This window comes from Streptomyces gardneri, assembly GCF_006539185.1.
Taxonomy (GTDB): Bacteria; Actinomycetota; Actinomycetes; order Streptomycetales; family Streptomycetaceae; genus Streptomyces; species Streptomyces gardneri.
Window position 1 is genome coordinate 60,095 of the sequence record NZ_BJMN01000030.1, and the last position, 24,834, is coordinate 84,928.

A 24,834-nucleotide genomic window follows, 5' to 3' on the forward strand; every position below is an offset into this window, starting at 1 on the left:
CCCTGCCGTGAAGCCGTCGAGGCCGGCCACGGTCAGCTCCTCGGGTGCGGTGGCAGGGGGCTGCGGAGCGCGGAGCGCCCCGCCGACCACGCGGTGCGAACGTGGGCGCCGAATTTGTTCTCGAGCAGGACGGTGGCCGCGCTCCCGAAGGCGATGTCCGGCTCCAGGGAGGGTTCGTCGGCGAGGAGCCCGCCGATGACCTCGCGCCGTACGACCTGTTCGTGGACGGCATCGGCCTCGACGTGCTCGGCGTAGAAGTGCTCGGCGGCCGGCCCCGCGCCGCAGCGGCGCATGGCCTGGGCGAGCCTTCGCGAGCCGGGCGGGGAGGTGACCTCGACACAGGCGAAGTGGCCGACCAGCGCTCCGCGCAGGGCCCGGTGCAGTCCGAAGAGGGACATGAGATTGACGGTGGCGAGCAGCGGGGCGGGGGCGTGATCCAGGTAGTGGCCGTAGGCCGGGTCCAGGTCGAGGTCGGTCATGAGGTCCGCGAAGAGCTGCGCGTGAATGCGCGCGGGGTGCCCGGCGCCGAACTCGTCGTACTCGACGGCCACCATCGCAGCCTTGGCTCGGCCGGTCAGACGCGGGATGACCCAGGCGTGCGGGTCCGCCTCCTTGAGGTGGTAGAGGGAACGCAGGGCGGTGTACTCGCGCAACTGCCACAGCTCGCCCTCGGTTTCCAGGTAGTGGCTGGCGCTGTCGGCCGGATTCGCCTGTTCGACGAGCAGCGGGGCGAAGGCCTCCTCGACGGATCGGGGCGCATCGGGGAGTGCGGTGCGCAGCGCATGGAGGAACAGGTTTTCCGAATCCCGCCGCAGACGCAGCAGGTCCGGGTCCCATTCGCGATCGTCGTCGACGCCCTCGAAGCCCCGGTAGTGGAGCTCGTACAGCAGGTACAGCGCGAGCTGGAGGTCCTCTCCCCAGGGGTCCGCTCTTCGGAGGCTGGCCTCGGTGTATGCGGGTGGCCGGCCGGTGCGAAGGGCCCTCTCGACGGCGCCGGAAAGGTCACCCCGCGCTGCGACGAGGTGGGGGCCGGATTCCGTGACGCTCGTGCTGGACGGGGTCATGTGAGGCTCCTGTCCTCGGATGGTGCCACACGCTCCCGGCGGCGGTGGCTGGTGTCGCACCAGGGATACGCACGGCTACGGCCGCACGTGCACAGCGCGACCATGAACCGGTCGGATCGGGCGAGGGTCCCGTCGTCCAGCACCATCTCCACCGGGCCCTCGACCAGGATCGGGCCCTGCGGATCGATGGCCACCCGGCGTGCGGGGCACGAGGGGCCCGCCGGCGTCACACCGTCAGGGGCGCTCGGCACGGATGATCACCAGCTCTTCGTGCTCGTCGCCTGCGCCGGCGATGCCCTGCTTCTGCAGCCAGGTGCGTCGCGCACGCAGTACCAGACCCCATGGGACGGAGGCCCGCGCCGTTACCTCGGCGGACAGCCCGCCCGCTTCCAGACGGGCAAGCGTGGCCGGTGGACCGCACATCCCGGAGTGCACCATCAGCAGGACGCCACCGGGTCGCAGCAGGGACGGCGCGCACGCGCAGACGCGGTCGATGACGGCCCGCCCGTCGGGGCCGGCGTCCCAGGCGCGGGCGGCCCCGTGCGGCGGCGGCCGGGATCGTGGCGAGGGTACGTAAGGCGGGTTGGCGAGGACGACGTCGAAGCGCCGGCCTTGGGTACGGGTCGCGAAATCGCCGTGCGTCACTCTCAGTGGCAGTCGCTGACGGAAGGCGTTCAGGCCGGCCGCGATGACAGCGGGCCACGAGACGTCGACGGCTTCGACCCGGGCCCCGGTACGCGCCGCGGACAGCGCAATGACACCCGTTCCGGTGCCGATGTCGAGCACGTCGGTGTCCGCGTCCATCCGTTCGTGCGAGAGAGCCTCCGCGAGGAGCCAGGTGTCGGCCTGCGGGCGGTACACGCCGGGCAGGGCGATGAGCGCCCTGGGAAGCGTGCCGAAGGCCAGAGCCGTACTGGGCACCATGAACCTCCGGATCTCTGAGTTCGCGGGGGAGGGCCCGTCGTCGGCGAGGGAACGGCCGGGATCGCGATCCCTTTCCCGGGCCCCCCGTTTCCGATGGCTCGGAAACGGTGCCGTCTCCCGCTCGGCGGCCGTGGCGTGGGAGGGGGCTCCTTCCAGCCAGAACACGGCTCCATTGTGGCGCGGGGCCGCCTCGTCCGCCGCTCGACGCATTCGGGCGACCGGGCCGCGGGACGGCGGGCCACGTGGTGGCATGGTGGGAGGCGCTGCGCCAGGCCGACCACCAGGTGCCGATGCACTCCGTCCACAGGGCGATCGGTCTGCCCGGCAAGGATCTGCTCGACCACCTCCTGGGAGGCGACCGCGACCCAGCGCAGGACGACCGCCTGAGCGTCGCGCGCCACACCCTGTACGCCACCTTCTTCGACCGCCTGCCCGGCCCTGGCATCGGCCGCCGACCTGTTGCGCGCGCTTGCCGGCAGCGGCTGGCGGGTCGTCCTCGTCACGTCGGCGAAGGACAGCGAACTCTCGGCCCTGCGCCGAGCCATCGACGCCGACGACGCCATCGCCGAAACCAGTCCGTCTGATGACGTCGAGGAAGGCAAACCCGCACCGGAGCCCGTCCGATATGCCCTTCGGCCGGCCCAGGTGCCACCCGTGCTCGTGTGACTGCCGTGGGCCTTCTCTGCGGCGGAATCCCGCGGGCCGACCTGGCCGGTGCCGCCGCCGTGTACCGCGATCCCGCCGTTCTGCTGGCCCATCTCGCTGAAGCGCCCCAGGTTTGCCGGTCGGAATGTCGGTCAGAAGCTATATGTATGGTTTGGTCCCATTTTCAGGGAGTGATCGATCGTGTCGAACAAGGAGAAGGGCAGGGCCAAGGCCGAGCAGGCCAAAGGCAAGCTCAAGGAGACTGCGGGCCGTGCGGTGGGCAATGAACGCATGACTGCCGAGGGCCGTGCCGAGAAGACGAAGGGGAACGCCCGCCAGGCCAAGGAGAAGATCAAGGACGTCTTCAAGGGCTGACCCGCCGATGGTGTGAGTCGTGGGCGAGGAACCGCGGTGGTTGTCGAGCACCATGGGGCGGTGAAGAGCCGTTCGCCCACGACCGCCTCAGGGGCACCCATGTGAGACGGCAGGTCTTCCCGCTCATGAAGAGGAGTGAACGGCGGTGGCCGAATGAGAAGCGTGGGTGTGGAGGAAGAGCTGCTTCTCGTGCATGCCCGCAGCGGGGAGCCCCTCGCTCTGGCAGGTGCTGTCCTCGCGGCTGCGGACCGGTTCGGAAGGCAGCAGCCGCACGATGATGGCGCGCCAGGACACGTCTTCGAGAAGGAACTGCAGAAGGAGCAGGTGGAGTTCGCCACCAAACCGGTGACGGAGATGGGCGAACTCGAGGATGAGATCACCCGGTGTCGCGCCGAGGCCGGTCGGCACGCCGCGTCCGCAGGCGCCCGCGTGGCGGCCCTCGCCACCTCGCCGCTACCCGCCCGGCCCTCGTTGAACGCGGGCAAGCGATATGCGTGGCTGGGCGAACAGTTCGGCCTGACCGCGCAGGAACAACTCACCTGCGGCTGCCACGTCCACGTCTCGGTCGAGTCGGACGAGGAAGGGGTCGCCGTACTGGACAGGATCCGGCCCTGGCTTTCCGTTCTGACCGCGATGAGCGCGAACTCGCCCTTCTGGCAGGGTGAGGACAGCAAGTACTCGAGTTATCGCAGCCGGGTGTGGAACAGGCTGCCCTCGGCCGGCCCGATGGACGTCTTCGGCTCTGCCGATCGCTACCACGAGCAGGTCCGTGCCATGCTCGACACCGGAGTCCTGCGCGACGAGGGGATGATCTACTTCGACGCCCGGCTGTCGGCCACCTACCCCACTGTGGAAGTCAGAGTGGCTGACGTGTGCCTCGAAGCGTCGACGCCCGTACTCCTCGCCGCCCTGGTGCGCGCGCTCGTCGAGACTGCCGCCAGGTCCTGGTGCGGAGGGGATCCCCCCTCCCGCGTCAGCACGGACCTGCTCCGGTTGGCGGCATGGCAGGCCAGCCGGTCAGGCTTGGACGGCCCCCTCCTCCATCCCGAAACCATGCGAGAGGCGCCGGCGGTGGAGGTCGTCCAGGCGCTGTACGCCCATGTCCGAGAGGCCCTGGTCGAGAGCGGCGACGAAGAACGGGTCCGCGAAGGCATCGCCGGTCTGCTGGAAGGGGGTAACGGGGCTCGCATCCAGCGCGGGCTCCTGCGCACCCATGGCACTCTCACCTCGGTGGTCACCCGGTGCGCGCGTATCACGAGCGGCTCCCGAGCCTGAGATGCCAGAACCGACGAAGGAGGCGGACGCGAGGAAGGCCCCGGCCACGAAGCCGGCTCCGTAGAAGGCGGCGACAGGCGGCGACATTCCGGCGCCGGAAGTCCGCTTGAAAGGCGAGGAGAAGGGTCATGGCAGCGAAACGGACCGTCTACCACGTCGCACCGTCCGGCGAGCGGGCGGCGGCTGCGGGTGTGAAGTGGCAGGTCGAGGGCAGGGAAGGCCGCCGGCTGATGCACGAGCCACACCGGACACAGAAGGACGCGATCGACTCCGCACGTCGGCATGCCAAGGAGCACACCCCCGCACAGGTCATCGTCCATGCCCGCGACGGGCACATCCGAACCGCTTACACCTACGGCGACGCCCCCATGGCATCCCCCGATGAACGCGGCCGCAGGGCAGGGGCGCGCGGGGGCCTCTTCTAGGTCCTGTCCGGTGGGTCGGGTGACCGGATGTTCGGGGCTACTGTCCACACGGGGCAGCGGGGCAGCCGGCAGAGATCACCGCCGGCTCAGGTGGCACCTGTGTGCTCCTGCTCCACGACCTTGGCCAGGCGGGCCAGCATTCCTCGGTGGCGGAGCTGGAGCAGTGCCTCGAAGGCGGGGTTGTGGAACGTTCCACCCAGGCCGCGTAGGGGGTGCTCGTCGCAGACGAGGAGGGTATCTTCGCCCCACGGACGGAGCTGGAGGAAGATCCTCGCCGTACCGAGAGCCTTGAACGCCGCTTCCAGTTCCAGCTCCTTGCCGGACTCGCGGTGGCGTACGGTCGTCACTCCCTCGGCCGACCAGGGACCCAAGGGCACGGTGTAGCGGAGCCGGGATCCGACATCGGGCCATGCGTGATCGAGCGGCGTGGATTCGGACGGGCCCACGACCCACTCCGCGTACCGGGTCGGATCGGCGAGTACGGCCCACACCGCGCGCGGGGAACACCGGATCAGCTGGTGACGTACAGCCATGGAAGAAATCCTCCTTGCGCCTTCGTGAAGGCGGGCGACGCGGTCGCATCATGCGGTGCGACCGCGTCCTGCGAGGATCGGAGTGAACCCCTCCGCCGCCGCGTGCACCGGTTCGCCGAGTGCGTGCTGTCTCCATAGTCATGGTGCGCGCACTCGTATGTCCTCGCATCTCACCCAATCCGGAGCGTACGAGCATCGCCGGACCGGGATGCGTGCATCGGTGCTTGTGCTTCGGCCAAGACCTCGCCGCCGGCGAGCTCGTCGCCCAGGACCTCGCCGGCAATGAGGACATCGGGGCTGTAAAGGCCGGGACCTCGTCCTCCGACGACCTCCCGTACGCCCCGGGACTCGGCACCGCCGAAGGCAGACGGTACGCAGTCGCGGCATTTCCGTTCCGCACGAAGGGGGAGGGAAGCGCCGGCGACACCGTCGGCGTCGAGGTGGTGGCCATGGACGCCGAGAGCGGGCAGGAGGCGTGGCGGACGAAATGGGATCTTCCGAAGTCCTACGACACGCATCTCGTGACCTACGTCGCCGGGGTCACCGGCCGTACGGCAGTCGTCGTGTCCCACGGTGAGAACCGATACCCCGTGACGTACGGGATCGACCTCGTCACCCACAAGGTGACCTGGAGCGAAACCGCCTTCAAGGCGCAGCTGGTCCAAGGGACGCGGGTCCTTGGCCAGAGGCGCGGAGCGGAGGACGCCCTCAAGCTGGCGGCCGTCGACGGCGGGAGGGGGCGTGACCTCTGGACGGGCATGGAGGTCGGCGAGGATCGGACCGTCAGGACCTTCGCGCCGGACAGCGCCTGGGTGGGGGACCCGGAAGGGCGGGCGGTGATCGACAGCGCGACGAGCCACGGGCTGAACCGCACAGCCCCCACACCCCAGTTGAGCGCGCAAACAAGCGGGAACGCCAGCGTGTCCGGGGGAGGTGGACCGGCCGGTCGCGATCGACTCCACGATCGTGCGGGGCCCATCAGCAGGTGCGGGGGCCCGCGGGCTGGCGGCGCCCCCCCACACCTTTCCTCGGTCATGCCATGGGGCCCAGGAGCAGGGCCGCCGATCGGCTGTGGATCAAGGCCCTGCGAAATGTGGGCCGGAGCGGTTGGGCGAGACGGCGGCGTCGCGGTTCGCGGGTTTCCAGCGCGCAAGAAGGAGTGCCGCGAGCATCGGGACGCAGGTCAGGAGTATGAACGTCATGACGTGGCGGCCATCGTCGGCGCCTGGGCCGGCTGCCGTCCTGCCGTGGCGGCGGCCAGGAGGCGTTGGACGGCCCGGGAGCGGCTCGCGAGCCTGACGCGGCGTCCGTGCCGGGGCCATGACTCGAGGACGGCGAGGAGTTCGGAGTCACAGAAGGTGACCTGCGACGTGTCCAGTACGAGGCCGGTGTAACCGTGGTCGGCCGCCGAAGCCAGAAGCGCCCGCAGTGGAGCGGAGCTGCAGTGGTCGATCTCTCCCCTGAGATGGAGGACCAGGGTGGTGCCGAGGCTGGTGCAGGAGTCGACGACTATGACGCCGGGCGCGGTGTCCGCGCCCGAGTCGTGCACGAGGGGAGTGGCCAGAGGCGCTGGAGTGGCGGGCAGTATCGGGGCGGTGCTTGAGGTGCTCACATGTCCATCAACGGCCTTCCCCCGGTGCCAGGGCACGAGACACGCGGCCGTTTCACCCCATGCGACCAGCACCGATCCCCGGTGAGAGGGAAAGTTCTCACCCGTACGAGGCAGTGAGACGCCTGCGGTGCGGCCGGTGCCCCAGTTCCGGTCCTGTCGGACGAAGCCTGGGGCGCGGTGTCACCGAGATCCGCACTCCGCAGAATCGTCTCGAAGGGCACCGACGGCCAGTGCGAGGAGCTTGAACGGGCTGCCCCCGGCAGCAGCGCTGCCGGGGGCAGGGCGGACGTTCCCCGGGCGCTACCCGCCCCAGGCCTCGAACTCGTAGATGCGGGCGGCCGGGTCGGTGTTCTGGGTCGGGGTGGTGATCGCCAGGCGGACGTAGCGGGCGGTCAGGCCGACCGGGTGGGTGGTGGTGCCCGCGGTGTTGCCGGTGACGGTGACGGCGGTCGTCCACGGGTCGTTCGTGGTGTTGCGCACCTGGACGGTGAAGGCGCGGGTGTTCCAGGACGAGCTCTCACCGCCGGCCTGGGCGTGCTTGACCACGAAACTCGACAGGCTGCGGGACGAGCCGAGGTCCACCTCCAGCCACTTGCCGGTGGTCAGCGTGCACCACTTGTCGCTGTTGCCGCCGGAGACCGAGCCGTTCACGGCCTTGGCCGCCGTCTCGGTGCCGCTGCACTGGCCGGAGGCGGTCGCCGGACGGTTCAGCGCCAGGTTGCTCGCGGTGGGGGCGGACCAGTTCACCGTGGTGGTGGCGGGTGTCGAGCGGCCGTACTCGGTGGAGACCGCTTCCACGTCGAGCGTGGTGGAGGCCTCGGTGCCGACCCGGTCGAGCCGGGGGACGAAGTACGCGTCGTTCGGCGTGGCGCCGAGGAAGGTGCGGCTGCCGTCGGGGTTGCGCCGGTACACCTCGTAGTGGTGGACCGAGCCCGTGGCCGAGGCGGTCCAGGACAGTCGCAGCGACTTGCCGGTGGAGCTGACGTCGGTGCTGCCCAGGACGGTCAGCCCGGTCGGCGCGGCGGCGCTGTCCACTGTTCCGTCGTAGACGGCGAGTTGGCCGAGCTTCAGGTCGTACGCGGAGGCGGTGCCGGTGGTCCGCAGGCCGATCTGGGCGATGGTGCGTCCGGCGTACGCCGACAGGTCGAAGGTTCTGCGCTCCCAGCCGGTGGTGGTCGTGGAGCCGAGGTCGAGGGTGGTGAAGGTGGTGGGCGAGTCCGTGAAGGAGACGGCGGCCTTCAGGCGGGTCGGTCCGGCCGCCGGGGTCTTCACGACGGCCGACAGCCGGGTGTCGGCGGCGACCGGCAACCGGGTCTGGTAGAGCCGGATGGTGTTCTCCGCGTCGAGGGTGCCGGTGAGGCGCAGCGAGGAGCCGCCCTCGTAGGCGTCGGTGAAGTCGATCGACGGGGTGAGCTTGGAGCCGGTGGAACCGACCAGCCAGCGATAGGTGGGCGGTACGTCCTGGAGCGAGAGGTTGTTCCAGCCGGTGGAACTCACCCGGACGCCGCCGGAGTTGTAGAAGTCGCCCTGGCCGCTGTCGAAGGAGGTGACGAACGGCTTCGTGGTCACGGGCGAGGCCTCGGGGATGTAGTGCGCCAGGCCCTTCCAGCTGGAGCCGGTGGTGGTGTTGGAGGGGTCGCCGTTGGCGCCGTCCCAGTACCGGGCCTCGCGGGTGTACGAGTCGGCCCTGGAGCTCGCGGAGGTGTACGTCCACTCGGGGCGGTACAGGCCTAGCGACGTGACGTGCGGCTGGCCGGCCGGGAAGAGCGAGGCCCAGTTCACCGAGGTGTTGTAGCCGTTGGCCTCGGTGTCGATGCCGGAGAAGAGCTCGTGCTCGTCGCGGCCCAGCGAACCAGCCAGAGTGCGTGAGGAGTTGAGGCCCGAGGCGGTCCAGTTGAAGTTCAGGAACATCGAGTCCGTGGTGCGTTGCGTCCCTTCCTGGAGGAAGGCGTCATTGGCCGGGGTGAGCGCGTTCTGCCAGCTCACCGGGCCGGACTCGGTCATCGCGTCGTACCACATGAACTCGACCGGACCCAGGGTGCGGGCGTAGCGCATGGTGTTGCGGACTTCGGTGGCCAGGGTCGAATCCCCGCCCGCGGTCTCCTGGTTGACGAACCAGCCGTCGAAGCCGTAGTGCTGGGCGACCTGCGCGAGCTTGTCGGCCACCGGGTAGGTGCTGCCGGACTTCTTGGTGAAGTCCTTGACCCACTGCAACTGGCCGCCATAGGCGGCGGGCGGGAAGAACACCGTGCCGTAGACCTTGACGCCGTTGCGGTGGGCGGCGTCGATCACGGTGGAGTTGGGCGCGAGGATCAGGCCCTCGCCGGCGGAACCGCCCCAGAACACCAGGGTGTCCACGTACTGCCAGTGCCCGAAGGCGTAGTGGTTCGGGCTGCTGGAGCCCTGGGAAGGGTTGTTCGAGGTGGGTCCGAAGGACACCAGCGAGACCACCTTGCCCTCCCCGGCCCGGGCGTTGGCGTTGGCCTTGAGTGCCGGGTCCGAGGTGCGCGGCTGAAGGGGGACGCGCGAGCGGTTGAACGGTGCGTCGGGGTCGGTGCCCGGGTCCCAGTCGAGGAGGGTGTTCGGGTACCAGTACGACGCGTACGGCTGGCTGCCGGTGGTGGTGGCATCGGCGGCAGTTCCGGTGGCAGCGGTGGTCTGGGCGGGGATGAGGGCGATGGCGGCGGCGGTTAACGCGGCGCTCATCATCAGGGTCAGCGGGCGTCGGTTCATCCGGGTCTCCGGTCCAGCAGGAGGGGTGGGTACTGGCGCTCTGGTGGTACGGATGACGCGAAGCAGCGGGGGGCGACGAGGCGGGACGGCAGGTCCACCGGCGACCCCGCAGGTTCAGTCCGGGAGGCTAAAGCCCTTTAGTCGTGACGGTCAAGGGCAGATGCGGCCGAAGAAGTCACGTCGATGGAGAGGGTGATGAGAAGCGCCGAAGTCGCGCAGCGGGCGATCGGCGCCGAGGCGTCCAGCGGGCGTTCGGCGACGACGTATCCGGCGGGCCTTCGGCGCCGAGGTCCTACAGCGGGCGGGCCGTGGACTCGCGGACCGTCAGCCGTGGGGTGGGGTTCTGCACGTCGCGCGCCGACGACGGGTCGGCGATCACGGCGAGCAGCTCCCGGGCGACCTGCTCGCCGAGAGCGAAGGTGTCGCGGGAGAGCGCGGTGAGCGAGGGGTGGACGATCCGGGCGAGGGTCGAGTCGTCGAAGGAGACGAGCGACAGCTCGCCGGGTACCGCGACGCCCATCTCGGCGGCCACTCCCAGGCCGGCCACCGCCATGACGTCGCTGTCGTAGATGATCGCGGTGGGCCGGTCGGGCCGGGCCAGCAGCGTGCGGGTGGCGGCAGCGCCCTCGGCGTCGCTGAAGTCGGTCGGCAGGGAGACCGCCTCGGTCAGGCCGAGTCGGCGGGCGCAGTCGCGCACCGCGCGGATCCGGCGCTGGGTGTGCTGGAAGGCGGGCAGACCGGCCAGGTGGGCGATCCGGCGGTGGCCGAGGGCGGCCAGGTAGTCGACGATCGAGATCATGGCCTCCCGGTCGTCCGCCCAGACGCTGGGCAGGCTGCCGTGCCGGCCGGGGCCGCCGATCACGAGCGCGGGGATGCCGAGCTCCTCAAGCACGGGGATCCGGGGGTCGCGGACCTGGAGGTCGACGACGACGAAGCCGTCCACGCGGTGCTCGGACGCCCAGCGCCGGTAGACCTCGATCTCGGCGGCGGTGTCCTCGAGCACCAGCAGCTGCAGCGCGGTGCCCGAGGCGGACAGTCCGGCCTGCAGGCCGGAGAGCAGCTGTCCGAAGAAGGGTTCCAGGCCGATGGTGCGGGCCGGTCGCGCGAGCACCAGGCCGACGGCTCCCGCCCTGGCCCCGCCGAGGGCGCGCGCCGCACTGTGGGGGCGCCAGTTCATCTGTTCCGCGATGCGCAGGATGCGCTCCCGAGTGGCCTCGCTGACGCCTGCCCTGCCGTTCAGCGCGAACGACACGGCGCCCTTGGAGACCCCGGCCTCACGGGCGATGTCGGCGATCGTCGGTCTGGCCATGAAGATCCCCCGCCTGCCTGGCGCTGCGCACTCTCTTGACAGCGATTGTAGCCCGGTGGATGATCCGGCAGCACTGAAGCGGTTTAGTTGCTCTGCTCGCCAGATAGGGAGACCTCACTGATGCGAAGCACCCACTGGGCACGGACGACACTGGCCGCGATCGCGGCCGCGACGCTCGCAGGCTGCGGCCTCGGCGACCCGAACAGCTCGGACGGCCCGGTGTCCGCCACCGGTGAGGTGAAGGGCAAGGTGTCGATCCAGACCTGGGCCCTGAAGCCGAAGTTCACCGACTACATGGACGGCGTCATCGACGCCTTCGAGAAGAAGTACCCCGGAGTCCAGGTGGAGTGGCTCGACCAGCCGGGCGAGGGCTACTCCGAGAAGGTCCTCAGCCAGGCGGCCGGCGGCACCCTGCCCGATGTGGTCAACCTCCCGCCGGACTTCGCGCTGCCGCTCGCCGGGCAGAGCATGCTGCTGGACGTCGCGGAGGCCGACCCGAAGCTGGCCGACGACTACGTCGAGGGCGGCATCGACGCCTACCGCTTCGCCGGCCAGGACGGCGCCTACGGCTACCCCTGGTACCTCAACACCGACGTCAACTACTGGAACTCCGAACTGCTCGGCAAGTACGGCCTGGACGCCCGGAAGCCGCCGGGCGACCTGGACGAGCTGATCGCCCAGGCCCGGACGGTCAAGGAGAAGTCCGGTGGCGCCGCGTACCTGATGAGCCGCAAGCCCGGTCTCGGTGATCTCGCCGACGCGGGGGTGAAGATCATGGCCGACGACGGCAAGAGCTTCACCTTCAACACCCCCGAGGCCGCCGCCGTGCTCGACAAGTACCGGAGCGCCTTCAAGGACGGCCTGCTGCCCAAGGACGTCCTCACCGAGACGTACGCCGGAAACGCCAAGCTGTTCAACGCCGGCACGGTCGCCTGGACCACCGGCGGCGGCAACTACATCACCAGCCTCGCCACCGACAACCCCACCCTCGCCCCCAAGGTCGTCCCTTCCGCGGCGATGGGCACCCCGCCGCTCTATGTGCAGGGACTCTCGGTCGCGAAGAACAGCAAGAACCGGGCCGCCGCCGTCGCGTTGGCCCGTTGGGTGACCAACGCCGAGAACCAGGCCGCCTTCGCCCGGCTGACCAGCATCTTCCCCTCCACCAAGGCCTCTGCCACAGACCCGTTCTTCAACCAGAGCGACGGCGGGAACGCCGGCAACGCCAAGGTGATCGCGTTCACGTCGCTGGCCAAGGCGCGGATACTCCAGCCCGTCGAGGTCAACGACGCGATGAAGACCGTGGTCAACCAGCAGATCGCCCTCGCCATCAGCGGTGAGACCGGTTCCAAGCAGGCACTGGACACCGCCGTCAGCCGCTGCAACCAGCTGCTGAAGGGCTGACTCGCCGAATCCGCGGCGCAGTGGTCCTCCCCTTCGGCCGCCGCGCCGCCCGGCGCGCACCGCTCCCGCTGCCCCGTCGGCTGTCACCCTCCGGGAAGGGAAGGCACCTCCATGACCCACCGACGCTGGTTCACCCCCTGGCTGCTCGCCGGGCCTGCCGTGATCTGGCTGGCGGTCTTCAACCTGTGGCCCGCCGTCAACACGGTGATCCTCTCCTTCACCAACGCCAAGCCGCTCGGCGGCGGGCACTTCACCGGCCTCGCCAACTACCGACGCGCGCTCAGCGACGACCAGCTGGTCGACGCGCTGGTCAACAGCATCGTCTACCTGGCCGTCTGCCTGCCGCTTCTCACGCTGCTGCCGCTGCTGCTGGCCCTGCTGGTGGAACGGAAGCTGCCCGGTATCACCTTCTTCCGCACCGCCTTCTACACCCCGGTGGTCGCCTCCGCCGTCGTCGTCGCGCTCATCTGGGGCTGGGTCCTCGACGACCGCGGTCTGCTCAACGGCCTGCTCGGACAGTTCGGCCTGACCGACCGCCCCGTCTCCTTCCTCACCGACCGCTGGCTGCTGCTGTTCAGCGCCATCGCCCTGACGACCTGGAAGGGGCTCGGCTACTACATGGTGATCTACCTGTCGGCGCTGGGGAACGTCGGCCGGGAACTCCACGAGGCCGCCGCCGTCGACGGCGCCTCCGCCCTCCGGCGCTTCTGGCACGTCACGATCCCCGGGGTGCGGCCCACCATGCTGCTGATCTCGGTGCTGATCTCGGTCTCCGCGCTCCGGGTCTTCTCCGAGCTGTACGTGCTCTCCAACGGCACCGGCGGACCAGGCGGCCGTGACATGTCGGTGGTGATGCTCATCCAGATGTACAGCCGCGGCTTCAGCGGGCACATCGGGTACGCCTCGGCGCTCAGCCTGCTGCTCTTCGTGATCACCATCGGGCCGATGCTGCTGCTTGCGCGGCTCGGCAGGAAGGCGGCCTGAGCGATGGCCCGAGGCTTCGGCACCCCGTCGACCGGCGAGAAGACGGTCCGCTACCTGCTCCTCGTCCTGGTCCTGCTGATCACCGTCGGCCCGTTCCTCTGGCAGCTGTCCACCTCGCTCAAAGGCCCCGGCGAGGACGTCTACGCCCGGACCCCGAGCTTCCTGCCGAGCGACCTGACGTTCGCCAACTACGCGAAGGTCGCCGACACCGTCCCCGTCTGGACGTACGCCGCGAACTCGCTGGTGGTGGCGGCGATAGCGGTCGTCGGCAACGCCGTCGGCGCGACCCTCGCGGGTTTCGCGCTGGCCCGGCTGCGCTTCCGGGGTGTCCGGCTGGTGCTCGGCCTGTTCCTGGCCACACTCGTCCTGCCCGGTGAGGTCACGATCGTCTCCCAGTACGTGACCGTGCGCAGCCTCGGCCTCACCGACACCCTGACCGGCGTCGCGCTCCCGGGTGCGATCGCGATGCTGAATGTGCTGCTGATGCGCACCGCCTTCGCGGCCGTCCCGCCGGAGCTGGACGCCGCCGCACTGGTCGACGGCGCCAACGCCTGGCAGCGGCTGGTCCACGTCGGCCTGCCGAACGTGCGCGGCATGCTCAGCGTGGTGGTGATCTTCACCTTCATCGGCGCCTGGGACGACTTCCTGTGGCCGTTGATCGTCCTCAGCGACCCCGGCAAGTACACGCTCACCGTCGGCCTGCAGTACCTGAACGGCACGTTCAGCGCCAACCCCCGGGTGATCGCCGCCGGGACCATGATCGCCTTCCTGCCGATCGTCGCCGTGTTCGCCACCCTCCAGCGCTTCTTCTTCCGAGGCGTCGAGGAAGGCGCGGTCAAGGGATGACCGCGACCGAGAACGTACTCACAAAGGAATCCGCCCGAGCATGACCATTCCCCAGGACCGCCCCCGCGTGCCGCGCTTCGGCGTCAACTACACCCCGAGCGACGGCTGGTTCCACCACTGGCTCGACTTCGACCTCGACGCGGTCCGCGCCGACCTGGACTCCGTCGCGGCCCTCGGCCTCGACCACCTGCGCGTCTTCCCGATCTGGCCGCTCTTCCAGCCCAACCGCACCCTGATCCGCCCCCGGGCCGTCGAGCAGCTGGTCCAGCTCGCCGACGCCGCCGCCGAGCGCGGCCTGGACATCGCCGTCGACGGCCTGCAGGGCCACCTCTCCAGCTTCGACTTCCTGCCCTCCTGGACCGCCACCTGGCACCGGCGCAACCTCTTCACCGACCCCGAGGTCCTCGACGGGCAGGCCGCCTATCTGCGCACCCTCGCCGCCGCCCTCGTCGACCGGCCCAACTTCATCGGCATGACCGTCGGCAACGAGATCAACCAGTTCTCCGGCGAGGCCCACCCCGACCCCGACCCGATCACCCCCGGCCAGGCCGAGGCCTGGCTGCACCGGATGCTCGCCGCCTGCGAAGAGGGAGCCCCCGGCAGACTGCACCTGCACGCCGAGTACGACGCCGCCTGGTACGAGGACGACCATCCGTTCACCCCCGCGCACTGCACCCGGATCGGCGCGGCCACCGCCGTGCACTCCTGGGTCTTCAACGGCACCGCGCAACGACACGGCCCCACCGCCGTCGCCACAGGGCAGCACGCGGCGTACCTGATCGAGCTCTCCAAGGCCTGGGCCCACGACCCCGGACGCCCGGTCTGGCTCCAGGAGGTCGGCGCGCCCGCCCCGCACATCCCCGCCGAGGGAGCCGCCCGATTCGCCCGTACGACCGTCGCCGCGGCGCTCGACTGCCCCGACCTGTGGGGTGTCACCTGGTGGTGCTCCCACGATGTCGACCGGTCGCTCGCCGATTTCCCCGAACTCGAGTACAGCCTCGGCCTGTTGACCAACGGCCGGGAGGTCAAGCCGGCCGGTGCGGCCATCGCCGAGCTCGTGGCGGAGGTCCGCGCGGGCTGGTCGCCGCCACCGGTCCGCTCGACCGCACTGGTCCTCGACCTGCCGGACCAGGCGCCCAAGCGGTCGCTCTGCGCGCCCGGTGGAGCGTACTTCGAGGCGTTCATGCGACTCGCCGCCGACGGAGTCCGGCCGACCGCCGTCCTCGCCGGACACTCCGAGGACGCGGAACACCTGGCCGCTCGGGGTATCACCGAACTCGTCACCGTCGACACGATCAGCTGACCAACCGTCACCCATAGGGAGTCACATTCCATGCACGACGACCGCAGCCTCGTCGAGTCCCGTCTCAAGCGCGTCCTGGAGGAGCGCATCCGACCGGCCGTGTACCCCGAGTCCGTCCCGCTGGCGGTCGGCATCTGGACCGCCCCCGACGAACCCGTGCCCGTCGCGGAAGGTCTGGCCGCGCCGCGTACCCCGATCGCCGTCGGCACGGAGTGGGGCGCGCCGTGGGGCACCAGCTGGCTGACCGTCTCCGGTACCGTCCCGCCGGAGTGGGCGGGCCGCACCGTCGAAGCACTGATCGACCTCGGGTTCGACGCCAACATGCCGGGCTTCCAGTGCGAAGGCCTGGTCTACCGGCCCGACGGCACACCGGTGAAGGGCCTCAATCCCCGCAACCAGTGGGTGCGGATCGCCGCCCCGGCGGTCGGCGGGGAGCAGGTGCTGCTGCACATCGAGGCCGCGTCCAACCCCGTCGTCCTGGACTACCACCCCTTCCTGCCGACCGAGCTGGGCGAGAAGGAGACGGCCGGTGACAAGCCGCAGTACCGGCTGGAACGGATGGAGCTCGCCGTCTTCGACGAGACGGTGTGGCAGCTGGTCATCGACCTCGAAGTGCTCGGTGAGCTGATGGCCGAGCTTCCGGTGGAGGGCGCGCGCCGATGGGAGATCCTGCGTGCCGTCGAGCGGGCCCTCGACACCGTCGACCTGCAGGACGTCAACGGGACGGCGGCGAAGGCACGTTCGGAGCTGGTCGGGGTACTGGCCTCGCCGGCCGAGCCGTCCGCGCACCTGATCAGCGCCGTCGGGCACGCCCACATCGACTCGGCCTGGCTCTGGCCGCTTCGCGAGACCGTCCGCAAGGTCGCCCGGACCACCGCCAACATGACCGCCCTGCTGGAGGACGAACCCGAGTTCGTCTACACCATGTCCCAGGCGCAGCAGTACGCCTGGATCAAGGAGCATCGGCCGGAGGTGTACGCGCGGGTCAAGAAGGCGGTCGCCGAGGGCCGCTTCGTCCCGGCCGGCGGCATGTGGGTGGAGTCCGACACCAACATGCCCTCCTCCGAGGCGATGGCCCGTCAGTTCGTCCACGGCAAACGGTTCTTCCTGGACGAGTTCGGCGTCGAGAACGAGGAGGCCTGGCTGCCGGACACCTTCGGCTTCGCCGGCGGCCTGCCGCAGATCATCAAGGCGGCCGGCTCCAAGTGGCTGCTGACCCAGAAGATCTCGTGGAGTCAGATCAACTCCTTCCCCCACCACACCTTCCTCTGGGAGGGCATCGACGGCACCCGGATCTTCACCCACTTCCCGCCCGTCGACACCTACAACTGCTCCATGCAGGGCAGGGAGATCGCCCACGCCGTACGGAACTTCAAGGACAAGGGCCGCGCCAGGCACTCGATCGCCCCGACCGGATGGGGCGACGGGGGCGGCGGTACGACCCGCGAGATGGTCGCCAAGGCCGCGCGGCTGCGTGACCTGGAGGGCTCGGCGCGGGTGACGTGGGAGCGGCCCGCCGAATTCTTCGCCAAGGCCGAGGCCGAGTACCCCGACCCGCCGGTGTGGGTGGGCGAGCTGTACCTCGAACTCCACCGGGCCACCCTCACCAGTCAGGCGAGGACCAAGCAGGGCAACAGGGCGAGCGAGAACCTGCTGCGGGAGGCCGAACTGTGGTCCGCCGCCGCGGCCGTTCGCCTCGGAACGCCCTACCCGTACCAGGAGTTGGACCGGATCTGGAAGACCGTGCTGCTGCACCAGTTCCACGACATCCTGCCCGGGTCGTCGATCGCCTGGGTGCACCGGGAGGCGGAGCGCACCTACGCCGCCGTGGCGGAGGAGCTGAACGGCATCATCGACCGGGCGCAGCGGGCGCTGGCCGGCACGGGGGAGGGCACCGTCGTCTTCAACGCCGCTCCGCACGCGCGCGGCAGTGTCCCGGCCGGTGGCGCGGCGCCGGAGGCCGGCGCAGGTGCGGGCTGTACGGTGACCGACCGGCCGGGCGGCGGGTACGTGCTCGACAACGGGCTGCTGCGGGTCGCCGTGGACGAGCGGGGGCTCGCGGTGTCGGTGCTCGATCTGCGGTCCGGGCGGGAGACCCTCGCCCCCGGCAGGGCCGCCAACCTGCTGCAGATCCACCCCGACTTCCCCAACATGTGGGACGCCTGGGACGTCGACTCCTTCTACCGCAACACCGTCACCGATCTGACGGACGCCGACGCGGTCGAGATCGCCACCGACACCCCGCACCTCGTCTCCGTGCGGGTCACCCGCTCCTTCGGCTCCTCGCGCGCCGTCCAGACGCTCACCCTCGCCGCCGGGGAGGCGCGGCTCGACCTCGGCACCGAGGTCGACTGGCACGAGACCGAGAAGTTCCTCAAGGCCTCCTACCCGCTCGACCTGCGTACCGACAGTTACGCCTCCGAGACCCAGTTCGGCCACCTCAACCGCCCCACGCACACCAACACCAGCTGGGAGGCCGCCAAGTTCGAAGCCTGCAACCACCGCTTCGTCCACCTGGAGGAACCCGGCTGGGGCGTCGCACTGGTCACCGCCTCCACGTACGGCCACGACGTCACGCGCGCTGTGCGCCCCGAGGACGGCGGCACCACGACCACCGTCCGGGTCTCCCTGCTGCGCGCCCCCCGTTTCCCCGACCCGCACACCGACCAGGGGCTGCACCGCTTCCGGCACGCGCTCGTTCCCGGCGCCGACATCGGCGACGCCGTACGGGAGGGCTACCGCATCAGCCTGCCCGAGCGCCGGGTCACCGGCACGGCGGACGTCACCCCGCTCGTCACGCTCGACGACGACGCGGTCGTGGTCAGCGCGGTGAAGCTCGCGGACGACGAGAGCGGTGACGTGGTGGTGCGCCTGTACGAAGCCCACGGCGGCCGCGCCCGCACCCGCCTCACGCCGGCGTTCGAGCACGGGCCGGTCCGGACGTGCGACCTGCTCGAACGCCCGGTCGGCGACGTCGAGCCGGTGGACGGGCACGTCGAACTCCACCTGCGGCCCTTCCAGCTGCTCACCCTCCGCTTCACCCGCGCCTGAAGGGCAGCGCGGGAAGAGGGGCTCCCCGGTGAGGCGGTGACTGCCGTCGGCCGTGTCAGGAACGCGTGAAGAGAGACCGTGCAGGCGCCAAGAACCCGCCAGGAACGGCGGAGGCGTCCTGCACGGGGCTCACGCTGGGCGGACATGATCCACGAGCCCGAAGGAGTTCGTCCGCATGGCCGCCCCGACCCTCGAGAAGAACGCCGTCTCCGGCGCCGAAGAGCCGCCTGATACCGGTACGGATATCGACACCGGTACCGGTATCAACACGGGTACGGACGTCGACACCGGCGCCCGGCACAAGCTGACGGTCGTCACCGGGCTCGCCGCGCTCTCGCTCGACGCGATGGCCTCGGTCGCGTACGGCCCCGAGGCCATCGTCCTGGTCCTGGCCGCCGCCGGAGGCCACGGTCTCGGCTTCACCCTGCCGGTCACGCTCGCCATCGCCGCGCTGCTCGCGGTACTCGTCGCCTCGTACCGGCAGGTCATCGCGGCCTTCCCGGACGGCGGCGGCTCCTACGCCGTCGCGAAGAGGCACCTCGGCCGCCGCACCAGCCTGGTCGCGGCGGGATCGCTGATCCTGGACTACGTCCTGAACGTGGCCGTGGCCGTGACGGCCGGCGTCGCCGCCCTCACCTCCGCCTTCCCGGGCCTGTACGACCACCGCCTCGCGATCTGTCTGGGCGTTCTCGTGCTCGTCACGGCGGTGAACCTTCGGGGCATCGTCGACTCGGCGCGCGCGTTCATCGTCCCGACCGCCGTCTTCATCGGCGCGATCCTCGTACTGATCGCCGTCGGCCTCTTCCGCGACGCCCCCGTCTCCACGGCCGCGTCCACCGGCCACGCCTCCGCCCTCGCCGACAACGCCACCACCGTCGGCGCCCTGCTCCTGCTGAAGGCGTTCGCCTCCGGCTGCTCGGCGCTCACCGGTGTGGAAGCGATAGCGAACGCGGTGCCGTCCTTCCGGGCCCCTGCGGCCCGCCGGGCCATGCGCGCCGAGGTCGCCCTCGGCGGGCTCCTCGGCGTGATGCTGATCGGCCTGTCCGTACTGATCTCCCGCTTCGGACTCCAGCCGGTCGAGGGCGTCACCGTCCTCGCCCAGCTCGCCGACGCCTCCCTCGGTCACAACTGGGCTTTCTACGTCGTGCAGTTCGCGACCATGGTGCTCCTGGCGCTCTCCGCGAACACCTCCTTCGGCGGTCTGCCCGTCCTCCTGAAGCTGCTGGCCCGCGACAACTACGTGCCGCACGTCTTCGGCCTGAAGGCCGATCGCCAGGTCCACCGCCACGGCGTCGTCTGGCTCGCCGTCGTCTCCGCCGCCCTGCTCGTCTTCTCCGGCGGCGACACCAACACCCTCGTCCCGCTCTTCGCGATCGGCGTCTTCGTCGGCTTCACGATCGCCCAGACCGGCATGGTCCTGCACCAGCTCCGGGAACGCGGCACCACATGGGCGGCGAAGGCCCTGCTGAACGGCCTCGGGGCCGTACTGACCGGAGTGTCGGCGGTCGTCGTCACCGCCACCAAGTTCCACGACGGGGCCTGGCTGATCGTGATCGCCCTGCCCGTCCTCGTCCTCGCCTTCGAGGCCGTCCACCGCACGTACGGACGGATCGGCGAGCGGCTGGGCGTCGGCCGGATCCCCGAGCCCCCGCACCGCGAACGCTCGCTCGTCCTGGTCCCGGTCGCCTCGCTCACCCGGCTCACGAGCGAGGCCCTGACCGCCGCCGTCTCCCTGGGCGAGGAGGTGCGTGCGGTCACGGTCTGCCACCCGGACGCCGAGGACCTGGCGGCCACCGCGGCCCTGGAACGGGACTGGGCGCTCTGGAATCCGGGCGTACCCCTGGTCCGGCTCCCCTCCGAGCGGCGCTCGCTCGGTCGGCCCATCAGCGCGTACGTACGCGACCTGCGGACGGCCGAGCCGAGCACCCGGGTCACCGTGCTCGTCCCGGAGGCCGAGCCGGAGCATCTCTGGCAGCGGCTGCTGCAGAACCAGCGGGGCGCGGTCGTCGCCCACGCCGTACGGCGGGACACGGACGCCGTGGTCTGCCGACTGAGGTTCCGGCTCGGGCCCCACGAGCCGGGCAGGGGTCGGAGGACATGACGCCGGGATGGATAGCCTGGGGAAATGCTTACAGAAGTGACAGCGACCCGCTACGTCACGCCCTTGCGTGAGGGCGGCTCGCTCCCCGGGATCGTCGAGGCCGACGATCTCGGCACGTACGTCATGAAGTTGTCTACCTGGTGGCGCTGACCTGCATCGATGCGACTGTGTCTGCCCCTGACCTGCGCGGATGAATCTTTCGGCGTCTTTCAGGATTCTGCTGCGTTACGCGGTCGATTCTCCCCACCCGCTCTCCAAGGCCGTCGATACTCCCCAGATTCTCCCCAGGACGGCGGGCTTGGTGGCACTGGACGTCCCACCACCGGAGGCGCTGCCAAGGGCACATTGAGTGAGCGCCTACGAGGGCAGGGCCGAAGCCTGGGGCCGAGCGGATGAGTGCAAGGCGTGATTCTGACTCTGCGTGAGCACTCCTAGGTTCGAACCCGCCGTCGGAAGCCGACGTCCTTCCGATGACGCACCACGTGGAGTGCGTGGCGATTCCGGAGCCGGTGAAGAAGGACGCCTGACCTCGAGGTCGCTGTTGAGGGCGGCGGTGGGGCCGACGAAGTGCTTGCTATAGCCCGCTGTCGACTCAGGACGACGGCGCGCTGCTCCAGGAGCGCGCATCGCATTCCCGATCCGGTAGACCGTCGTCTCGTGCCCGGCGACGAGCAGCAGGAAGGCCAACGAGATCAGCTCGTCCTCGGCGAGCCGGTTGCCGCCCTCGTCGACCGTGTGCACGAGGGCACTGAGCAGGTCCTCCCCGAGGCTCTCGCCGCGGGAGCGGGATCGTGGAGGCCTGCGAAAGCGGAGAGGAACATCGCCCGTTTGAGCTGCCGGGTTCCCGCCTCTGGGGGCGAGCTCGCCGTGGACCGGGGTTCCCGACTGGCGGGCGCCGGGGTCGCGGCCCGCGCAGGAGGCGAAGTGGGCGGCGCTCGGGAAGGAGCTGTGACGGTGGCCAGGAGGACTGCGGTGGTTCTGACGCCGATGTCGGGCATTAAGGCCAGGACCTGAGAAAGAGAGCATCTGATGGCCTTCGAGCCATGGCCGGGTCCGAGAACAGCGGCTGACGCGACTGCTAGGAACTCACAGCAGCTGTCATTGGTCTCTCAGGACACAGGACCTCAGGCACCAGTGCGCTTGTTTCGACTTCGTCCTCAGACTTGGGCAGTATCGGCCTCGTCGTCCGGCGTCGTGGACAGTCCGGCCGCGTCGGCAAGGTCCGGGTCCTCCATGCTCTGGTTTCCCGAAGGTGTGTCCGACTCCTCGCCCGGAGTCCGGTCGCTGTCGGCGAGTGTTGGCAGGACATATGCCTGGGCCAGCCCCGCCAGGTGGAGGGGGAGGGGGAGAGACAGGGCGGCGGCGTAGTCCGGGGCCTGGCGGAGCTGGTGCATGGCGAGGGCCAGCGCCTCGGGGTCGTCGGGCCTTCCCCGTACGGGGGCTGCCGAGCCGTCGTCCTCGTGGCAGCCCAGGACCGCGATCTCTACCAGGGTTGGGTTCCAGGCGCTGGTGCCCGCCTGCGAGGTGAGGTTGCCTGCCGCGTTGACCCGGGTGGCGAGGCGGTCGAGTGCGGGGGAGATCGCATGAGTTCCGGGGCGTTCGGTGGTGCTGTAAAAAACCCGCTCGCCCGGCGAAGCCCCGTCCCCGTGCCGCTGCTGAGGATTCTGTGCCCAGAAACCGGCTGGCTGCCCGTGGGACTTGCCTGGTTCGGCCAGGCCCCACCACTGGGCGCTCTCGCGGCCGCCGCACCCGCGCACGCGTACGAGGCGGAGTTCGTCGTCCAGCCGGCCTGCCGGGGCGTGGCCGGTCTTGATCAGGTCGCGTTCGGTCTGGCCGTCCTGGAGCCAGGGCCAGTGCAGTCGGCTGTTCTGAGCGTGGGTGATCAGCGCGGTGGGCTGTCCTCGGAGGGAGTGCAGCACGCGCTGGAGGAATGCCGCCGTTTCCTTGCGCTGCTGGGTGAGGTTGCTGCGCCACTGCTTGCCGGTGACCCGAGGGGGAGAGGGGCGCGCGTCCTCGCCTGGAGCCTCGGGTTCCGTGAACGCCTCGGGGTCGATCTCCGCTTGTTTCACCAGTCCGAGAAGGAACCGCGGGTAGGGCACCCATTCCCCCGCAGTGTCATCCCAGCCGCGTACGGCCGCAAGGCCGTCCCCGGCCGGGAGCGGGGTGACGAGTACCGCCACAGGCAGGTGCTTGGGCAACCGGGTCGGGCCGTCCTTGCGGCGCTTCACCATCCACACCGCCGCGTACTGCAGCGCGTCCGGAAGGTCGTCACCGAGGGTGTGCTGGGGCAGTACGCGGACACCGAGCTGGCGCAGTCCGTCGAGCCACGAGCTGTGTGTGCGGTGGTCGAGGCTGTCCGCGTTGTCGATCTGCCGGTCGGTGGACGGGGTGACGACGAACTGCGTCAGCAGGCCCGCGTCGGCGCACCCGAGGCGGATCGCGAACTTGGGGTCGGTCGACGCAGGGCGGAATGTGCTGCGGTGTGCGACTTCCACGAGGGCGAGTTCGGGGCGGGAGGGGTCCGCTCCGTCCGCGCGGAGCCAGGCGCGCAGGGCACGGCGCCGATCGGCGACGGCCGCCGCGAGTGCCGCGCCTCTGCCCTTGACCGCCGGGTCGGGCACGAGCCGGTCGCCCAGTCCGTCGGCGAGGGGCAGACAGCGCAGCCGGAGGGTGATCTCCGCCGTCCGCCACTCCAGGACGACCGGCGCTCCGGGCGTGGCCTCGTCGAAGTCCCGGTCCGTGATGTGGGCGGCACTGGCGCCGCCGTCGCCGTCGAGGCCCAGGGCCTTGGCGAACTGCTCCACCGCCTCGCCGCGTACCTCGGGCGACTGCCACAGCAGCCGGGCCTCCACCACGGTCGGGCCGGCCTGTTCCGGGCCGTGGGAGGCGATCCGGGCCTGTGCCGCGAGCGCCACCCGCCGTGCCTGGGCCTCGCGCAGCAGCTCGGCCTTCTTGGCCTCGTCGGTCCTGGGCTTGGGCCGCCGGTTCTGCGGAGCGCCGATGCCCTTGCCGCGCCCGCGCGCGAGGTCGGGTACCCGGACCAGTGCTTCAGGGAGGGCCTGCTCGGCCCATTCGGTGAGCTGGGCTCGCTGGTTGGGCATGAAGCCGGGGCCGATCTCGTGCTTGCCCATCCTGGTGCTGTGGACCACGGCGGCGCGGACGCCGCGGCCCTCGCCGATCCAGGAGACCGGTTCGGTGAGGAGCTGTTCGGGGTCGGGGAAGTTGCCGGCGAGGCTGAGTCCGCGCAGGATGCCGGCGGTGTCGTTCTCCGACCAGACGAACGTGTCGGCGGCCCGATCGCGGCGCAGACGGGCCAGTGCGTAGCGTTCGGTGGCCGGTGCGCCGGGCAGCCAGGGGATGGTGGGCCGCAGGTAGACGGTGGTGGCCTCCCGGTAGGGCAGGTTGAGGCGTTTGGTGGTGGTCCGGGGATGGGTCGCCCAGCGGCGCACCCCCCAGTGCAGGTGGACACGCGGCCTGGGGTCGAACGGTGTTGTGTGCAGGGAGATGTTCAGGAGGACGGAGAACCACCACTCCTTGCGTTTCACGGTCCGGCACAGGGGCTGCGACATGAGTTCCGCGCCCTGGTCGCGAGGCCCGCGGGGCAGCGCCCGGAACCGCAGCTCCCCGCCCTCGAACGGGAAGGGATCGAGGGTCAGGATGCGGCGTGCCAGGGCGTCGGTGGCGAGCTGGAACTGGCGCGGTTCCGGGGCGGCGGTGCCGCCCCGGGTGGTCGAGGTGGTGAGGAGTTCGACGCTGGTGACCGGCTGCCACTCGGGCAGGTTCTGCTTCAGCTCCGCGCTGCTCGCGAGCAACAGTGCGCGGAACCGCGGATCCTGTGCGGAGTTCTTGGGACCGAGGGTACGCAGCCAGGCGTCGAGGAGCTGCCGCAGGGAACGGCCCGGGAGGGGGGCGGGTGCCGAGGCCGGTACGTACATCCAGAAGTCCTCGGCGGCCTGCGGCCCCGATTCCACGGGGATCCGCGGCCGGGGGCGGACGATCACGTCGGGGGCGAGCGTCTGGAGCACTCCGTCGAGTCGGCGGGTGGGCAGCGTCGGCTGCCGCTTCTCCTCGTCCCGCCCGTGGTTGTGCAGGTCGAGGAGTCCGGCATGCCAGTGTTCGGGGAAGGGGAGCGCGCGGAAGTCCTCGGCCCAGGGGGTGCCCTCCTCGGCCAGGTGGTACGCGGATCGGCGGATGCTCTTGTACATGTCGGTTCTCCCTGCGATGTCCGTACGGGCGCGGGTGCGGTTGCCTGC

The 24,834-nt window shown here is 70.4% G+C and carries 17 protein-coding genes and 4 pseudogenes; 11 read left to right on the top strand and 10 right to left on the bottom strand.

Features of this window, described 5'->3' with window-relative positions:
- Positions 1 to 32 precede the first annotated feature (32 nt).
- Genes SGA01_RS23105 through SGA01_RS23115 form a run of 3 tightly spaced genes read right to left on the bottom strand, consistent with a single transcriptional unit; the run spans position 33 to position 1,988 of the window.
- Positions 33 to 1,064, bottom strand: a complete 1,032-nt coding sequence (locus SGA01_RS23105; protein WP_141298329.1) for an iron-containing redox enzyme family protein — start codon at positions 1,062 to 1,064, stop codon at positions 33 to 35.
- Positions 1,061 to 1,315 (bottom strand): CDGSH iron-sulfur domain-containing protein, encoded by a 255-nt coding sequence (locus tag SGA01_RS23110; protein ID WP_229918337.1) that lies wholly within the window; start codon positions 1,313 to 1,315, stop codon positions 1,061 to 1,063. Before SGA01_RS23110 ends, SGA01_RS23105 begins: the two co-directional genes overlap by 4 nt.
- Positions 1,299 to 1,988 carry a HemK2/MTQ2 family protein methyltransferase gene (locus SGA01_RS23115; protein WP_141298331.1) on the bottom strand — a complete coding sequence of 230 codons (690 nt, stop codon included), beginning with the start codon at positions 1,986 to 1,988 and terminating at the stop codon, positions 1,299 to 1,301. The genes SGA01_RS23110 and SGA01_RS23115 overlap by 17 nt, the downstream gene beginning before the upstream one ends.
- 242 nt (positions 1,989 to 2,230) lie before the next feature.
- On the opposite strand from SGA01_RS23115, the pseudogene SGA01_RS23120 reads away from it, so the two are divergent.
- The 4 genes and pseudogenes from SGA01_RS23120 to SGA01_RS23135 form a co-directional block, all read left to right on the top strand.
- Positions 2,231 to 2,761: pseudogene (locus SGA01_RS23120) on the top strand (HAD family hydrolase); the annotation flags it as partial.
- A 73-nt stretch (positions 2,762 to 2,834) separates the two neighbouring features.
- Positions 2,835 to 3,008 (top strand): CsbD family protein, encoded by a 174-nt coding sequence (locus SGA01_RS23125; RefSeq protein ID WP_141298332.1) that lies wholly within the window; start codon positions 2,835 to 2,837, stop codon positions 3,006 to 3,008.
- A 153-nt stretch (positions 3,009 to 3,161) separates the two neighbouring features.
- Positions 3,162 to 4,283 carry a glutamate--cysteine ligase gene (locus tag SGA01_RS23130; RefSeq protein ID WP_141298333.1) on the top strand — a complete coding sequence of 374 codons (1,122 nt, stop codon included), beginning with the start codon at positions 3,162 to 3,164 and terminating at the stop codon, positions 4,281 to 4,283.
- 128 nt (positions 4,284 to 4,411) lie between these two features.
- Entirely contained in the window at positions 4,412 to 4,708 is a 297-nt protein-coding gene (locus SGA01_RS23135; RefSeq protein WP_141298334.1) for a DUF2188 domain-containing protein, read from the top strand.
- Between the two features lie 86 nt (positions 4,709 to 4,794).
- On the opposite strand, the gene SGA01_RS23140 is transcribed toward SGA01_RS23135, so the two are convergent.
- The 4 genes from SGA01_RS23140 to SGA01_RS23155 form a co-directional block, all read right to left on the bottom strand.
- On the bottom strand, positions 4,795 to 5,241 hold the full coding sequence (locus SGA01_RS23140) for an SRPBCC family protein (protein WP_141298335.1): 447 nt from the start codon (positions 5,239 to 5,241) through the stop codon (positions 4,795 to 4,797).
- Positions 5,242 to 6,439: 1,198 nt separating this feature from the next.
- Complete coding sequence (locus SGA01_RS23145; RefSeq protein WP_167534166.1) at positions 6,440 to 6,790, bottom strand: STAS domain-containing protein; 351 nt, start codon at positions 6,788 to 6,790, stop codon at positions 6,440 to 6,442.
- Positions 6,791 to 7,153: 363 nt separating this feature from the next.
- A complete protein-coding gene (locus SGA01_RS23150) occupies positions 7,154 to 9,586 on the bottom strand; it encodes an endo-beta-N-acetylglucosaminidase (RefSeq protein ID WP_141298337.1) in 2,433 nt (810 codons plus the stop codon).
- A 292-nt stretch (positions 9,587 to 9,878) separates the two neighbouring features.
- Positions 9,879 to 10,895, bottom strand: coding sequence for a LacI family DNA-binding transcriptional regulator (locus SGA01_RS23155; protein WP_055644699.1), 1,017 nt, complete (start codon positions 10,893 to 10,895; stop codon positions 9,879 to 9,881).
- A 120-nt stretch (positions 10,896 to 11,015) separates the two neighbouring features.
- Between SGA01_RS23155 and SGA01_RS23160 the strand changes: the two genes are divergently transcribed.
- The 7 genes and pseudogenes from SGA01_RS23160 to SGA01_RS42190 form a co-directional block, all read left to right on the top strand.
- On the top strand, positions 11,016 to 12,296 hold the full coding sequence (locus SGA01_RS23160; protein ID WP_141298338.1) for an ABC transporter substrate-binding protein: 1,281 nt from the start codon (positions 11,016 to 11,018) through the stop codon (positions 12,294 to 12,296).
- A 111-nt stretch (positions 12,297 to 12,407) separates the two neighbouring features.
- Complete coding sequence (locus SGA01_RS23165; RefSeq protein WP_141298339.1) at positions 12,408 to 13,280, top strand: carbohydrate ABC transporter permease; 873 nt, start codon at positions 12,408 to 12,410, stop codon at positions 13,278 to 13,280.
- 3 nt (positions 13,281 to 13,283) lie between these two features.
- The gene (locus SGA01_RS23170; protein WP_141298340.1) at positions 13,284 to 14,126 is read left to right on the top strand and encodes a carbohydrate ABC transporter permease; all 843 of its coding nucleotides are present in this window, start codon (positions 13,284 to 13,286) and stop codon (positions 14,124 to 14,126) included.
- A gap of 40 nt (positions 14,127 to 14,166) precedes the next feature.
- Complete coding sequence (locus tag SGA01_RS23175) at positions 14,167 to 15,429, top strand: glycoside hydrolase 5 family protein (protein ID WP_141298341.1); 1,263 nt, start codon at positions 14,167 to 14,169, stop codon at positions 15,427 to 15,429.
- A 30-nt stretch (positions 15,430 to 15,459) separates the two neighbouring features.
- Positions 15,460 to 18,480: an alpha-mannosidase gene (locus tag SGA01_RS23180; RefSeq protein ID WP_141298342.1), complete on the top strand. Its 3,021-nt coding sequence runs from the start codon at positions 15,460 to 15,462 to the stop codon at positions 18,478 to 18,480.
- Between the two features lie 175 nt (positions 18,481 to 18,655).
- Positions 18,656 to 20,581 (top strand): APC family permease, encoded by a 1,926-nt coding sequence (locus tag SGA01_RS23185; RefSeq protein ID WP_141298343.1) that lies wholly within the window; start codon positions 18,656 to 18,658, stop codon positions 20,579 to 20,581.
- 24 nt (positions 20,582 to 20,605) lie between these two features.
- A pseudogene (locus tag SGA01_RS42190) lies at positions 20,606 to 20,716 on the top strand (HipA family kinase); the annotation flags it as partial.
- Positions 20,717 to 21,199: 483 nt separating this feature from the next.
- On the opposite strand, the pseudogene SGA01_RS42195 reads toward SGA01_RS42190, so the two are convergent.
- The 3 genes and pseudogenes from SGA01_RS42195 to SGA01_RS23200 all read right to left on the bottom strand — a co-directional run.
- Positions 21,200 to 21,355 (bottom strand): annotated as a pseudogene (locus tag SGA01_RS42195) (cytochrome P450); the annotation flags it as partial.
- A pseudogene (locus SGA01_RS23195) lies at positions 21,337 to 21,600 on the bottom strand (transposase); the annotation flags it as partial. The pseudogenes SGA01_RS23195 and SGA01_RS42195, both read right to left, overlap by 19 nt.
- 138 nt (positions 21,601 to 21,738) lie before the next feature.
- Entirely contained in the window at positions 21,739 to 24,786 is a 3,048-nt protein-coding gene (locus SGA01_RS23200; RefSeq protein WP_141298344.1) for a pPIWI_RE module domain-containing protein, read from the bottom strand.
- Positions 24,787 to 24,834: the final 48 nt, after the last annotated feature.